This is a genomic window from Erythrobacter sp. QSSC1-22B (assembly GCF_001678665.1).
Taxonomy (GTDB): domain Bacteria; phylum Pseudomonadota; class Alphaproteobacteria; order Sphingomonadales; family Sphingomonadaceae; genus Qipengyuania.
Window position 1 is genome coordinate 87,635 of record NZ_LZRP01000007.1, and the last position, 12,618, is coordinate 100,252.

Below are 12,618 nucleotides of genomic sequence, written 5' to 3' on the forward strand. Positions count from 1 at the left end.
TCATGGCGACTTTCACCTTCACAATGCCCGATATCGGCGAAGGCATCGCCGAGGCGGAGATCGTCGCCTGGCACAAGGCGGTCGGCGACCGTGTCGAGGAAGACGAGGAATTCGTCGACATGATGACCGACAAGGCCACCGTGCCGCTGGAAAGCCCGGTCACCGGCAAGATTGTCGAGATCGCCGGCGAGGAAGGCGAGATGGTCTCGATCGGCGCGATGCTGGTGGTGATCGAGGTTGAGGGCGAAGTGCCCGAGGATGTCGCCGAGGAGAGCGGGGCCGTTAGTCCCGCGCCCTCGGAAACCTCCGGCGATGCGCCCGGTCCGAAGGACGAAGAGGTCGAGCAGCGGATTGAGACCGAGAATCCCGACGCTTCCGATGCCGACGACGCGCACGCCGCCGATCCAAAGCCGGCGGATATTCCTGCGCCGACGCCGGCTCCCGCGCCCGCTGCGAGCGCCAAGGTCCTCGCCTCACCCGCGGTGCGCCAGCGCGCCAGGGAACTTGGCGTCGATCTGGGGGATGTGAAGCCCGCCGAGGATGGCCGTGTCCGTCATGGCGATCTGGATAGCTTCCTGTCCTACAGCGGCGGCTATGCCCCCGCCGGGCGCGTTCGTGAGGACGAGCAGCGCAAGGTCATCGGCATGCGCCGCCGCATCGCCGAGAACATGGCCGCGTCGAAGCGCAACATCCCGCACTTCTCTTACGTCGAGGAAGTCGATGTCACCGATCTGGAAGTGCTGCGCGGACAACTCAATTCCAACCGCGGAGACCGTCCCAAGCTGACGATGCTGCCGCTGCTGATCGCCGCGATCTGCAAGACCATTCCCGATTTCCCGATGATCAACGCCCGCTACGACGATGAGGGCGGGGTGGTCACGCGCCATGGAGCGGTCCATCTCGGCATGGCGGCGCAGACCGATGCCGGGCTGATGGTCCCGGTCATCCGCGATGCGCAGTCGCGCAATCTGTGGCAGCTCGCGAAAGAAATCGTCCGGCTCGCCGAGGCGGCGCGCGATGGCAAGGCGACCAGCGAGGAACTGCAGGGCGGCACGCTCACCGTGACCTCGCTCGGCCCGCTGGGCGGGGTGGCGACCACGCCGGTGATTAACCGGCCCGAGGTTGCGATCATCGGCCCCAACCGGATCATCGAGCGCCCGATGTATGTCAGCGACGGGCAGGGCGCCGAGCGGATCGAGAAGCGCAAGCTGATGAACATCTCGATCAGCTGCGATCACCGCGTGGTCGATGGCTACGACGCGGCGAGCTTTGTCCAGGCGCTCAAGCGGCTGCTCGAGGCGCCCGCGCTTATGCTGGTGGATTGATCAAGGTGTGAGCGGCTTCAGCGTACGATTGCGCTGAAGCTGCGCATCCCGCTGCTGTCGTTCGTGCCGATCCGCCAGCGCAGATTGGTGACTTCGTCGGGCTGCGCCGCGCGCTGGCCCTGGCGCAATTCGCCCAACTGGCCCCAGCGCCGTCCGCCATCGACCGACACCTCGACCCGGTCGTCGCCGCTGCGCTGATACGACAGCGTCTCGGGAACCCGGCTCGCCAGCGTAAACGGCCGCGCGGGCTTGCCCCCGTCCCATTGCATCACCAGCACCACACGGTCGCCGCGCGAGAGCGTATTTGCCGGCTCGAGCGCGATGCCATCGGCTTGCGTGGTTTCGACGAAGACCGAGCGCTGGATCGACAGCGCCGAACCCGTCGCCGTGGCGGCTGTGGCCATAAACAGGATGCTCGCAATGAGCAGGATCGAACGCATGGATTTGCCCCCCGTAGTGTTCGTCATCGGCTATGCGCTGGCAACCTCAAGATAGGGTTAATTCGCGTTCACCATGAGGCATTGCGGGCGTGTCCGGAGCGGGCGTCGGCAAAGGTTTTGCAAAGCCCCGTTTTTTCCGTCGGACGGGCATTGACAGGAATCGGGGGCTGCCTTAGTGGCCCGGCTCCCAAGCGGCGCTGGTCGCTCCCGGTCGCTTCCTAGATGCGCGGGTGTAGCTCAGTTGGTTAGAGCGCCGGCCTGTCACGCCGGAGGTCGCGGGTTCAAGTCCCGTCACTCGCGCCACTTGGGAACCTACCTTACGATTGATGGGCCGGGCAGTAATAGGCCGTCCGGCCACCCACTTTACGGTGGGTCAGTTTGCCCTCGCAACCGGCGCGCGGGCAGTCCGACTTGGACTTGCGGTTGGGGATCAGCCAATCATCCGGCAGGCGCGAGTAGTCGGCCTCGACGACAACTCCTTTGGACAGGGTCGTAAGCATGGCATCGAACACCGTGTCGAGCCTGTCGGCCTTGAGGTCGCTCCCCTTGCGCGCCGGATCGAGACCTGTCTGGAACAGGATTTCGTCCGACCACAGATTGCCGATCCCGGCGATCCGGTTCTGATCCATCAGCGCCGATTTGATCGCGGCCTTCGATCCTCCGAGGAAGTCGACGAAAGTGTTCCTCTCGATCGACAGCGCATCCGGCCCCAGCTTTTTTGCGGCAATATAGGCGTCGGGGTCTTCGATGACCTTTACATGGCCCAGCTTGCGCGGGCAGCGGAAGGCCAGCCGCCGATCGCCTTCGAAGACGATCCGGAACTTGGTGTGGTCGGGTTCGGACTCCGGCAGATCGTAGGGAATCAGCCAGCCGCTCATCCCCAGATGGACCGTGATCCACGGACCGGTCTTGCTGCCCAGGAAGATGTTCTTCCCATGGCGGCGCGTCTCGGTGAACTGGCGCCCCTTGAGCCGGCCGAGCTCGTTGTCGCCGGGGAGATCGATATGGGTAATATTATCGCCAAGCTCGGCGGCCTCGACCGTGCGGTTGAGGCAGGTGCGTTCGAGCGTCAGGCGCTGGGCTTCGTTTTCGGGCAGTTCCGGCATGAATGGTGAACCGCGGTGCGCTGGCCCCGGTTCCCGTCGGCGAAGCTCAGCCCCAGTTTCCGGTTTCCATCCAGATCAGGAACCGTCGCAGCGGCAGCAGCCAGATGAGCCCGAGGACGAGATAGACCAGCGTTTGCACAAAGGTGTGCCAGCTTGCGATCAGCGGTGGGATGAAGGTTGCCACCACGATGCCATAGGCAAGCAGCGCCATGAGCAGCGCAAGTACGCCAAACGGGATCCTGAGCGTCGGTTCTTCCCGCATCAGAACGGTCCGTAAAAGCGGGTGGGGGTAACCACTGCGGTCATCGGCATGTCGTGCGCCTCCTGGGGAATCTCGTCGAGCTTCTGCACATCCCAGGCCAGCCCGATCGCCGTGGTGCCGGGGTGGTCGGCCAGCCAGCGGTCGTAGTGACCGCCTCCCTGCCCGATCCGCGCGCCGGTGTCGGTAAAGCCTATCAGCGGTACGAACAGCAGGTCGGGGGTGAGTACCCCGGCGCTGGCGAGCGGCTGGAACAGGCCGAAGGGACCGATCTCACAATCGGCCTCCTCGAAGGGATCGTCGTGGTGGGCGAATTCCATCACGGCATTGCGCGTCGCGAACCGCGGGAGGGCGAGGGTGTGGCCCGCCTCGAAGAAGAATTTCGCATAGGCGGTGGCGGGGGCTTCGAACGGACCGGCGCGGTAAAGACCGATCGTCGCGTCGGCGGGGACGAGCTCGAGCAGCGGGGCCGGCGGGCGGTGCAGGATCAGCGCGCGCATCGCGGCCGGAATGGCCTGCACATGCTCGCGGCGCAAAGCGCGCAAACGGGTCCTGATCTCACTCTTGTCTGGCACGCGGCGCCCCTGTCGTCGCCCGGCCGGACCGGGGCTATGCAAAGCGGTGACGGAACCACCATGGGTCGTTTGCCATGAAATCCTCTGACGCGTGGACGTCAGGTGGGCACCGTATGCACCGGACCCGCAGGACGAACCCGTGATCCGGACAGGGACAGCTCCCTAGGTATTTACTTATAGCCTCAGGGATGTTCATGCGGCTCGTGCCGGGCAGTCCCGCCAATTGCCTATTTAGGCGTTCGGACGGTCTTGCTCAAGTGCCTGCGCTGTATTTTCGAGCCGGAGCGCCAGCGCTTCGAGACCATCGGCGATCCGGCCACTGTCATCAGAGCCACTCGGCTTCCGCGCTTCTTCCAGTTCGTCGGCCAGAAACAGCGCCGCAAACAGCAGGTTCTTGGCTTCCATGGCGGGCAATTGGCTCACGCCTTCGCCGAGCTTGGCATCGACCGTGGCGGCAAGATGGCGGATATGATCTTCCTGCCCGTCCTCGCAGCGCAACGTATAATTGCGCCCGCCCACAGTCAGCATGACTTCGCTCATCGTTCGAGTCTTTCGATCAGCTGGTCGAGTTCATCGAGGCTTGCGGCAACCGTCTCGCGCAGCGCGGCATGGCGTGCGGCCAGCTCGGCAATCTCCTCGGAGCTGCTGCCCGGAGATAATGCAGGCGCATTGGCGCAGCGCTCGATGCGGCCAAGGGCTGCCTCGATCCTCTCGAAGGCAGACGCGATGCGATCGTCCGACATAATCTGCTCCGAATACCCGTATTCGGCTGCATGGTCAAAGGCTTGCCATGTCCTGTTGATAAGTGCTCCGAGGCGTGGACTAGAGGCTGGCAACCGTGCGCCCGGCTTGACCTTGCGCCACGCCTTCGCGATGGCTTCGCGCGCGTCGAATCGCCTCTATTTTTCCGGAGAATTGCAGCATGAGTCTCGAGACACCGCGCCTGGTCCAGATGGCCAATGCCATCCGGGCCCTTTCGATGGATGCGGTGCAGGCGGCCAATTCCGGCCACCCCGGGATGCCGATGGGCATGGCCGATGTCGCGACCGTGCTGTGGAGCGAATATCTCAACCACGATCCCGACGCGCCCAACTGGGCCGATCGCGATCGCTTCATCCTCAGCGCGGGCCATGGGTCGATGCTGATCTACAGCCTGCTGCATCTCTCGGGCTACGCCGCGCCGACGATGGACGATTTGCGCAATTTCCGTAAGCTAGGCAGCCCCTGCGCCGGACATCCGGAGAATTTCCTGCTCGAAGGCGTCGAATGCACCACCGGCCCGCTGGGTCAGGGGCTGGGCATGGCGGTGGGCATGGCGATCGCCGAACGCCATCTCAACGCCCAGTTCGGCGACGGGCTGGTCGATCACCGCACCTGGGTGGTGGCGGGCGACGGCTGCCTGATGGAAGGCCTCAACCACGAGGCAATCGGGCTTGCGGGTCATCTCAAGCTCGGCCGGATGAACGTGTTGTGGGACGACAACCGGATCACCATCGATGGCGCCACCGATCTCTCGACCAGCGAGGACATCAAGGCGCGCTACGAAGCTACCAACTGGCATGTGGTCGCCTGCGACGGGCATGACTTTACCGATATCCGCCGCGCGATCGACGAGGCGCTGGCCGACGAGCGCCCATCGCTGATTGCCTGCCACACGGTGATCGGCAAAGGCGCGCCGGGCAAACAGGGCACCAGCGCCACGCATGGTGCACCGCTCGGCGACGAGGAAATCGCCGCCGCTCGCAAGGAGCTCGGCTGGAGTTCGCCGCCATTCGAACTTCCCGAACAGGTGCGAGCCGATTGGCGCGACACGGCGGACCGCGGCGTGCAATTGCACACCGAATGGCTCTCGCGGCTTTCCGCTTCCGACCAACGCGCCGAGTTCGGTCGCCGGATGGCAGGCGATCTGCCCGCTGGTTTCGATTTGGCATCCTATATCGACGGGCTGATTGCCGAGCCGCAGAAGGTCGCGACCCGCAAGGCGAGCGAGATGGCTCTGGGCGCGATCAACGAAGCTCTGCCCGAAACGATCGGTGGCAGCGCCGATTTGACCGGGTCGAACAACACCAAGACCGGCGGTATGACCGCCTTCACCGCCGACGACCGCAGCGGGCGCTATATCTACTACGGCATCCGTGAATTCGGCATGGCCGCGGCGATGAACGGCATGACGCTGCATGGCGGGGTGATCCCCTATGGTGGCACCTTCCTGGTGTTCACCGACTATTGCCGCGCTGCGATCCGGCTCTCCGCTCTGCAGCAGGCGCGGGTGGTCTATGTCATGACGCACGACAGCATCGGACTGGGCGAGGATGGCCCGACGCACCAGCCGGTCGAGCACGTCCAGTCGCTGCGGATGATCCCCAACCTGCTGGTGATGCGCCCGGCGGATGTGGTCGAGACCGCGGAATGCTGGCAAATCGCGCTCGAGCAGAAGGACCGGCCCACCGTGCTGGCGCTCAGCCGCCAGAACTTGCCGCAGTTGCGGATCGAGGCCCAGAAGACCTTGCTCAGTGCGCAGGGCGGCTACCGCCTCCGGAGCCCCGAGGGGAAGCCACAGGTCACGCTGATCGCCACCGGTTCGGAACTCCAGCTCGCGGTCGAATGCGCCGAGCGGCTCGAACAGGAGGGCATCGCCGCCGCGGTGGTGTCGATGGTCTGCACCCAGCTGTTCGACGAGCAGCCGGACGCCTATCGCGCCGAAACCATCCCGGCGGATACCCTGCGGGTCTCGATCGAGGCGGGGACAACCTTCGGCTGGGAACGCTACACCGGCGAACACGGGCTCAATATCGGGCTCGACCGGTTCGGCGCATCCGCCCCGGCTGAAGATCTGTTCGAAAAATTCGGTTTCACGGCGGATGCCATCGTTCCGCGAATCATGAACAAGCTCAAAGCCTAAGCAGGAGTTATTCGTATGACCACCAAGGTTGCAATCAATGGTTTCGGACGCATCGGCCGGCTCGTGGCGCGCGCCATTCTCGAGCGCGACGATCACGATCTCGAGCTGGTCTCGATCAACGATCTCGCCGACACCAAGTCCAACGCGCTGCTGTTCCAGTATGACAGCACCCATGGCCGTTTCCCCGGCACCGTCGAAGTCGGCGACAAGGCCATCATCGTCAATGGCAAGACCATCCAGGTCACTTCCGAGCGCGAACCGGGCAATCTGCCGCACGCTGCGCAAGGGATCGACATTGTCCTCGAATGCACCGGCTTTTTCCAGTCGCACGAGGCCGCCGAGCCGCATCTCAAAGCCGGCGCCAAGCGGGTACTGATCTCGGCCCCGGCCAAGAACGTCACCGCGACGGTCGTCTATGGCGTGAACCACGAGGTGCTCACCGCCGAGGATGTCATCGTCTCCAACGCCAGCTGCACCACCAATTGCCTCGCGCCGGTGGCAAAGGTGTTGCACGACACCGTCGGGATCGAGCGCGGGTTCATGACCACGATCCATTCCTACACCAACGACCAGCGGATGCTCGACCAGATGCATTCGGACATGCGCCGCGCGCGCGGCGGGGCGCAGAACATGATCCCCACCACCACCGGCGCGGCGCGCGCGGTCGGGCTGGTGCTGCCCGAACTCAACGGCAAGCTCGATGGCAGCTCGGTTCGCGTTCCCACCCCCAATGTCAGCCTGATCGACCTGGTATTCACCCCGGTCCGCGACACCAGCGTCGAGGAACTCAACGCCGCGCTCAAGGCGGCTGCGGATGGCCCGATGAAGGGCGTTCTCGACTACACCGACCAGCCGCTGGTCTCGAGCGACTTCAACCACCATCCGGCGAGCTCCACCATCGACAGCCAGGAAACCTCGGTGATGGAAGGCAAGCTGGCGCGCGTGGTCAGTTGGTACGACAATGAGTGGGGCTTCTCCAATCGCATGATCGACACCGCCGGGGTGATGGCCAAACTCATCTGATGCCGGGATCGAGGGGGCCGAAACACCGGTCCCCTCGTCTCGCCAGCGCAAGGAACCACCAATGCCCTCCTTCAAGACCCTAGACGATCTGGGCGACCTTACCGGCAAGGTCGCGCTGGTGCGCGTCGATCTCAACCTGCCGATGAAGGACGGCTCGGCCACCGATGTCACCCGCGTCGAGGCCTCGAAGGACACCATCCTCGAACTGGCGGACAAGGGCGCCAAGGTGCTGCTGCTGGCGCATTACGGCCGCCCGAAAGGCGCGCGCAATTCGACCATGAGCGTCAGCTTCGTCCAGGGCGATGTCGGCGCGGTGCTCGGGCGCGAGATCATGTTCATCCCCGAGGTCATGGGCCCGGTGGTCGAGCAGTCGATCGGTATTTTGCGCCCCGGCGATATCGGTCTGCTCGAGAATGTCCGCTTCTGGCCGGGCGAGGAAGCCAACGACCCCGAATTCGCACGCGGCATCGCGGCGCATGGCGATATCTACGTCAACGACGCCTTCTCCGTTTCGCACCGCGCGCATGCATCGACCGAGGGGCTGGCGCATCATCTGCCCGCCTATGCCGGTCGCTCGATGGAGCGCGAGCTGAAGGCGCTCGATGCCGCGCTGGGCAATCCGCAGACCCCGGTCGCGGCGGTGGTCGGCGGCGCCAAGGTCTCGAGCAAACTCGACGTGCTGAGCCACCTCGTTGGCAAGGTCCAGCACCTGATCATCGGCGGCGGGATGGCCAACACGTTCCTTGCCGCGCGGGGAGTGGCGGTGGGCAAGAGCCTCGCCGAGCACGATCTGACCGCCACCGCCAACCGTATCATGGACGAGGCCGATCACGCCGGCTGCACGATTCACCTGCCCTACGACGTCGTGGTGGCGAAGGAGTTCGCCGCCAATCCGCCGAGCCTGCGAACCTGCAACGTCCACGAGGTCGCCGAGGACGAGATGATCCTCGATATCGGCCCGCTTGCTGTCGAGGCGCTCGCCGATGTGCTCAAGACCTGCCGCACGCTGGTCTGGAACGGCCCGCTGGGCGCCTTCGAAACCGAGCCTTTCGACGAGGCGACGGTTGCACTGGCAAAGACTGCCGCGGCGCTGACGCAGGACGGCTCGCTGGTATCGGTCGCGGGCGGCGGAGATACTGTGGCGGCTCTCAACCAGGCGGGCGTCGCAGGTGATTTCAGCTATGTTTCAACCGCTGGTGGCGCGTTCCTCGAATGGATGGAAGGTCGCGACCTGCCCGGCGAGGCCGCGCTTGTCGGCTGAATACTTTCGTTCGAACGTAGCTCGGGCCTAGCGGTGTTCGGGGTTGGGTGCGTCGAATCGGCGGCCCTCGCTCCACAGATCGACCGAATTGCCATGGCAGGGAATCCCGCCCGCATCCTTGAGCATGCGTGCCATGTGCATCAGGTTCCAGGTCGCGAATGTGGTGTTGCGGCGGGTGAAATCATTGTCGAACCCGACGCGGCTTTCGCCGTTGTCGGCCGCATCGCCATAGCTGGGTCCCGGTCCCGCCTCGCCGATCCAGCCGGCATCGGCCTGCGGCGGAATGGTATAGCCGATGTGCTGCAGCGAATAGAGCACGCCCATCCCGACATGCTTGATCCCGTCCTCGTTGCCGGTGACGATGCAGCCGCCGACCTTGCCATAGAAGACATACTGTCCCTTGGCGTTTGTCTGCCCGGAATGGGCGTAGAGACGCTCGATAAGCCGCTGGCAGACCGAGCTTTTCTCCCCCAGCCAGATTGGCGTTCCGATCAGCAGAATATCCGCGGCGAGGACCTTCTCCCAGATTTCCGGCCAATCGTCGCGCGTCGCGCCCTGCTCGGTCATATCGGGATAGACTCCCGGGGCGATCTCGTGATCGACCAGCCGGACCTGCTCGAGCTGCACTTGATTGCGAACCAGGATCGCCTCGGCGACACCCATCAGCTTGGCGGTATGTGAGCCCTCGGGCGAGCGCTTGAGCGTGCAATTGATCGTCAGCGCTTTCAAATCCGAGAAATCGGTGGTGTTGGTGTCGCAAAGTCGTTCCTGGGTCTCGTCGAGCATCGCTTTCTCCATGGCTTGTCACGGTAATACGGACGACTGACGTCGAAGTTGCTCACGTGGCCAGTTGCGGCGACCCCTGGGGGTGGGTATGGCCCGCAAAAAATTGCGCCAACAGCAGGGATTGTCTTATGAATTTCGAGGAAATGAAGGCTCGGATCGCGACCGGCCAGGGCTTTATTGCCGCACTCGACCAGTCGGGTGGTTCGACCCCCAAGGCACTGAATGCTTATGGTGTCGAAGACAGCGAATGGAACGGCGAGGAAGAGATGTTCGCCAAAATCCACGAAATGCGGTGCCGGATCGTCGATTCGCCGTCTTTCTCCAACGGCAAGGTGCTTGGCGCGATTCTGTTCGAACGGACTATGGAAGGCTGCGGCAAGGACGGCTCGCCGATTCCGACTCTACTCGCTCGCCGCGGCGTCGTGCCCTTCCTCAAGGTCGACAAGGGGATGGAAGACGAGGCCGATGGCGCGCAGCTAATGAAGCCGATTCCCGATCTCGACGCGATGTGCGCGCGGGCGAAGGAGCTTGGCGTGTTCGGAACCAAGATGCGCTCGGTCATCCATGATGCGAACCGCGATGGCGTCGCCGCCATCATCGCCCAGCAGATGGATTTCGGACTCCAGATTCTCGGCAACGGCCTGATGCCGATCCTCGAGCCCGAGGTCAGTCTGAAGAGTGAAAGCCGCCCGCAGGCCGAGGCGCTGGTGCTGGCTGCGGCGCTCGACCAGCTCGAGCGCGTGCCCGAGGGTCAGCAGGTGATGTGGAAGCTGACCATCCCCAGCGAACCCGATCTCTACAAGCCGCTGATCGACCATCCCAAGGTGCTGCGCGTGGTCGCGCTCTCGGGGGGCTACAGCCGCGAGCAGGCTTGCCGCGAGCTGGCGAAGAACGACGGCATGATCGCCAGTTTCAGTCGCGCGCTGCTCGAAGTGCTGCAGGCCAAGATGGACGACCAACAGTTCGACCAGGCTTTGGGCGCTGCGATCGAGGAAATTTCCTGCGCGAGCACTGGCGAGACCGCAACCTGAACGATTGAGAACCGGGGGCTATTGCCCGGCGGTGAAGGCGAACCGATAGGCGCCGGGCGGGATTTCCTGCCCGGCGTTCTTCGTCGGGGTGGCCGAGACCAGCACGAAATTGCGGCTCATAACCTGATAGGGTTCGCCCAGTGTCAGCGGCACGGTTTGCCGCCAGTGCGTCGCGGTGATCCGGGTCGAGACCGTCAGCTTGCCAGCCTGGACGCATTGCGCATCAACCGGGCAGCGGCTGTCCTCGACAATCGCCAGTGGCGTTACGATCGCATCGCCCAGCCAGGCCGATTGCCCGAGCGCGATCGGCGTCCCCTGGTTCGCCGCCTCCTGTCCCACGCGCGGGGTATCGGGGATGATTGCGCAGCCGCCCAGCGCGGGGAGGGCGAGCAACAGGGCGAAGCGGGTGAGGGCAAGGGTGGTCATGGCGCTCGCCTGCGCGCGCGCCGCTGTCGCGTGGCTGAATGGCCATGCCGGTTCAATGCGTGACGAAACCGCAACCCGGCGCTAACAGCCGGGTCATGACCGATACTGGATGCCAGCTTTACCTGATTTCGCCGCTCGACGTTTCCGGTGCGTTTCCCGAGCGTCTCGAACGCGCGCTGCAGGCGGGTGGCGGGCTCGTCACCGCGTTCCAGCTGCGGATCAAGGATACCGACCAGCACGAGGCGGCGCGGCTTGCCGAACCGCTGCAAGCAATCTGCGCCGCGCATGATGTCGCCTTCATCGTCAACGACAGCGTGGCGCTGGCGAAAAGGATCAGGGCCGACGGCGTTCATCTGGGCCAGGGAGACGGCGATCCGCGCGAGGCGCGTGGCGAGCTGGGCCTCGAAGCCCAGATCGGGGTAACCTGCCACGCCTCGCGCCATCTCGCGATGGAAGCGGGCGATGCGGGCGCGGATTACGTCGCCTTCGGTGCCTTCTTCGACAGCACCACCAAGGCATCCGAACACCGCGCCACCACCGAAATGCTCGAATGGTGGAGCGGGTTGTTCGAGATACCCTGCGTCGCGATCGGCGGGATCACCCCGGATAATTGCCGTCCGCTGGTCGCTGCAGGCGCCGATTTCCTCGCGGTCTCGGGCGCGGTCTGGAACGGCGACGAGACCAAGGCGATCAAGGCTTTTGCGGCGCAGATCGAGGCGGCACAGGCGGATCCTGCCTAAACGCTGCTGCCAGCGCAGGGATGGCGCTGGAATTCAACGGCAAAACCGGGCTATGGGAAGTTATGGGCCTGATCGATCGCATCCTCACCATCGTCGTCACCGCGACCCTGACCAGCGCGGTCTGGATCGTCGCGGGCGGGAGCCTGATCGAAAACGCCACCAGCGAGAGCCAGCGCAAAATGACGCGCCCCGCCGAGGCGGCACCGAGCCCCTCGCCTGCAGCAGATACGATGCAGACCGACGCAGCCCCCGCCAAACCGCTCGATGGCGAGGCGGACCGCCAGGCCGGTTCGGGAAACAGCGACAATCTGATGATCCCGGTGCTCAATGTCCGCGCTTCGGACCTGAGCGACACCTTCACCCAGTCGCGCGGCGACGGCGCGCGGCTGCACGAGGCGCTCGATATTATGGCTCCAACGGGCACCACGGTGCGCGCGGCGAGCGCAGGCAAGGTGGAGAAGCTCTATCGCTCCCGCGCGGGGGGCAACACGATCTATGTGCGTACCAGCGATGGCACCACGATCCACTACTACGCCCATCTCGAAAAATACGCAGAGGGCCTGAAAGAGGGGCAGCGGATCCGTCGCGGGCAGCGGCTCGGTTCCGTTGGGAGCAGCGGAAATGCCGAGAGTGACACCCCGCATCTGCATTTCGCAATCCTGCAGACCACCGCCGATGCACAATGGTGGGAGCCCGCCAATGCGATCAATCCCTATCCGCTGCTGACCGCCGATTAATCTGCGA

15 protein-coding genes and 1 tRNA gene are annotated in these 12,618 nt (G+C 64.5%); 8 read left to right on the top strand and 8 right to left on the bottom strand.

All coding sequences use genetic code 11. The annotated features are described in order from the left end of the window. Window positions 1-2 precede the first annotated feature (2 nt). On the top strand, window positions 3-1,325 hold the full coding sequence (locus A9995_RS12385) for a dihydrolipoamide acetyltransferase family protein (RefSeq protein WP_067613458.1): 1,323 nt from the start codon (window positions 3-5) through the stop codon (window positions 1,323-1,325). 17 nt (window positions 1,326-1,342) lie between these two features. On the opposite strand, the gene A9995_RS12390 is transcribed toward A9995_RS12385, so the two are convergent. Beyond that, entirely contained in the window at window positions 1,343-1,792 is a 450-nt protein-coding gene (locus A9995_RS12390) for a hypothetical protein (protein WP_233998207.1), read from the bottom strand. A gap of 199 nt (window positions 1,793-1,991) precedes the next feature. Between A9995_RS12390 and A9995_RS12395 the strand changes: the two genes are divergently transcribed. Next, window positions 1,992-2,068: transfer RNA gene (locus A9995_RS12395), tRNA-Asp, on the top strand. 14 nt (window positions 2,069-2,082) lie between these two features. Here A9995_RS12395 and A9995_RS12400 read toward each other — a convergent pair. The 5 genes from A9995_RS12400 to A9995_RS12420 all read right to left on the bottom strand — a co-directional run bounded on the left by A9995_RS12400 (window position 2,083) and on the right by A9995_RS12420 (window position 4,448). Continuing rightward, on the bottom strand, window positions 2,083-2,871 hold the full coding sequence (locus tag A9995_RS12400) for a DNA-formamidopyrimidine glycosylase family protein (protein ID WP_067613462.1): 789 nt from the start codon (window positions 2,869-2,871) through the stop codon (window positions 2,083-2,085). Between the two features lie 46 nt (window positions 2,872-2,917). Continuing rightward, on the bottom strand, window positions 2,918-3,133 hold the full coding sequence (locus tag A9995_RS12405; protein ID WP_067613464.1) for a DUF2842 domain-containing protein: 216 nt from the start codon (window positions 3,131-3,133) through the stop codon (window positions 2,918-2,920). Continuing rightward, complete coding sequence (locus A9995_RS12410; protein ID WP_067613466.1) at window positions 3,133-3,705, bottom strand: 5-formyltetrahydrofolate cyclo-ligase; 573 nt, start codon at window positions 3,703-3,705, stop codon at window positions 3,133-3,135. The genes A9995_RS12405 and A9995_RS12410 overlap by 1 nt, the downstream gene beginning before the upstream one ends. 231 nt (window positions 3,706-3,936) lie before the next feature. Continuing rightward, a complete protein-coding gene (locus A9995_RS12415; protein WP_067613468.1) occupies window positions 3,937-4,245 on the bottom strand; it encodes a cell division protein ZapA in 309 nt (102 codons plus the stop codon). After that, window positions 4,242-4,448, bottom strand: coding sequence for a hypothetical protein (locus A9995_RS12420; protein WP_067613470.1), 207 nt, complete (start codon window positions 4,446-4,448; stop codon window positions 4,242-4,244). Before A9995_RS12420 ends, A9995_RS12415 begins: the two co-directional genes overlap by 4 nt. Before the next feature lie 179 nt (window positions 4,449-4,627). On the opposite strand from A9995_RS12420, the gene tkt reads away from it, so the two are divergent. From tkt to pgk, 3 genes are all read left to right on the top strand, one after another. Beyond that, a complete protein-coding gene (gene tkt / locus A9995_RS12425) occupies window positions 4,628-6,607 on the top strand; it encodes a transketolase (protein WP_067613472.1) in 1,980 nt (659 codons plus the stop codon). 15 nt (window positions 6,608-6,622) lie between these two features. Further along, entirely contained in the window at window positions 6,623-7,630 is a 1,008-nt protein-coding gene (gap, locus tag A9995_RS12430) for a type I glyceraldehyde-3-phosphate dehydrogenase (RefSeq protein WP_067613474.1), read from the top strand. A gap of 61 nt (window positions 7,631-7,691) precedes the next feature. Further along, window positions 7,692-8,891: a phosphoglycerate kinase gene (pgk, locus tag A9995_RS12435; protein WP_067613476.1), complete on the top strand. Its 1,200-nt coding sequence runs from the start codon at window positions 7,692-7,694 to the stop codon at window positions 8,889-8,891. A 27-nt stretch (window positions 8,892-8,918) separates the two neighbouring features. On the opposite strand, the gene A9995_RS12440 is transcribed toward pgk, so the two are convergent. Next, on the bottom strand, window positions 8,919-9,677 hold the full coding sequence (locus A9995_RS12440) for a flavodoxin family protein (RefSeq protein ID WP_067613660.1): 759 nt from the start codon (window positions 9,675-9,677) through the stop codon (window positions 8,919-8,921). Window positions 9,678-9,805: 128 nt separating this feature from the next. Here A9995_RS12440 and A9995_RS12445 point away from each other — a divergent pair, with 128 nt between their 5' ends. Then, the gene (locus A9995_RS12445; protein ID WP_067613478.1) at window positions 9,806-10,708 is read left to right on the top strand and encodes a fructose bisphosphate aldolase; all 903 of its coding nucleotides are present in this window, start codon (window positions 9,806-9,808) and stop codon (window positions 10,706-10,708) included. A gap of 18 nt (window positions 10,709-10,726) precedes the next feature. Here A9995_RS12445 and A9995_RS12450 read toward each other — a convergent pair whose 3' ends face one another. Further along, window positions 10,727-11,134 (bottom strand): hypothetical protein, encoded by a 408-nt coding sequence (locus A9995_RS12450; protein ID WP_067613480.1) that lies wholly within the window; start codon window positions 11,132-11,134, stop codon window positions 10,727-10,729. Between the two features lie 95 nt (window positions 11,135-11,229). Here A9995_RS12450 and thiE point away from each other — a divergent pair, with 95 nt between their 5' ends. Together thiE and A9995_RS12460 are read left to right on the top strand one after the other, a co-directional pair. Continuing rightward, a complete protein-coding gene (gene thiE / locus A9995_RS12455; protein WP_067613482.1) occupies window positions 11,230-11,874 on the top strand; it encodes a thiamine phosphate synthase in 645 nt (214 codons plus the stop codon). Window positions 11,875-11,894: 20 nt separating this feature from the next. After that, a complete protein-coding gene (locus A9995_RS12460; RefSeq protein ID WP_233998208.1) occupies window positions 11,895-12,611 on the top strand; it encodes a M23 family metallopeptidase in 717 nt (238 codons plus the stop codon). Window positions 12,612-12,618: the final 7 nt, after the last annotated feature.

Bases quoted from the DNA above. Each gene is read 5' to 3' on its own strand.
- A9995_RS12385 (WP_067613458.1), top strand. From the start codon at position 3: ATGGCGACTTTCACCTTCACAATGCCCGATATCGGCGAAGGCATCGCC.
- A9995_RS12390 (WP_233998207.1), bottom strand. From the start codon at position 1,792: ATGACGAACACTACGGGGGGCAAATCCATGCGTTCGATCCTGCTCATT.
- A9995_RS12400 (WP_067613462.1), bottom strand. From the start codon at position 2,871: ATGCCGGAACTGCCCGAAAACGAAGCCCAGCGCCTGACGCTCGAACGC.
- A9995_RS12405 (WP_067613464.1), bottom strand. From the start codon at position 3,133: ATGCGGGAAGAACCGACGCTCAGGATCCCGTTTGGCGTACTTGCGCTG.
- A9995_RS12415 (WP_067613468.1), bottom strand. From the start codon at position 4,245: ATGAGCGAAGTCATGCTGACTGTGGGCGGGCGCAATTATACGTTGCGC.
- A9995_RS12420 (WP_067613470.1), bottom strand. From the start codon at position 4,448: ATGTCGGACGATCGCATCGCGTCTGCCTTCGAGAGGATCGAGGCAGCC.
- tkt (WP_067613472.1), top strand. From the start codon at position 4,628: ATGAGTCTCGAGACACCGCGCCTGGTCCAGATGGCCAATGCCATCCGG.
- gap (WP_067613474.1), top strand. From the start codon at position 6,623: ATGACCACCAAGGTTGCAATCAATGGTTTCGGACGCATCGGCCGGCTC.
- pgk (WP_067613476.1), top strand. From the start codon at position 7,692: ATGCCCTCCTTCAAGACCCTAGACGATCTGGGCGACCTTACCGGCAAG.
- A9995_RS12440 (WP_067613660.1), bottom strand. From the start codon at position 9,677: ATGCTCGACGAGACCCAGGAACGACTTTGCGACACCAACACCACCGAT.
- A9995_RS12445 (WP_067613478.1), top strand. From the start codon at position 9,806: ATGAATTTCGAGGAAATGAAGGCTCGGATCGCGACCGGCCAGGGCTTT.
- A9995_RS12450 (WP_067613480.1), bottom strand. From the start codon at position 11,134: ATGACCACCCTTGCCCTCACCCGCTTCGCCCTGTTGCTCGCCCTCCCC.
- thiE (WP_067613482.1), top strand. From the start codon at position 11,230: ATGACCGATACTGGATGCCAGCTTTACCTGATTTCGCCGCTCGACGTT.
- A9995_RS12460 (WP_233998208.1), top strand. From the start codon at position 11,895: ATGGCGCTGGAATTCAACGGCAAAACCGGGCTATGGGAAGTTATGGGC.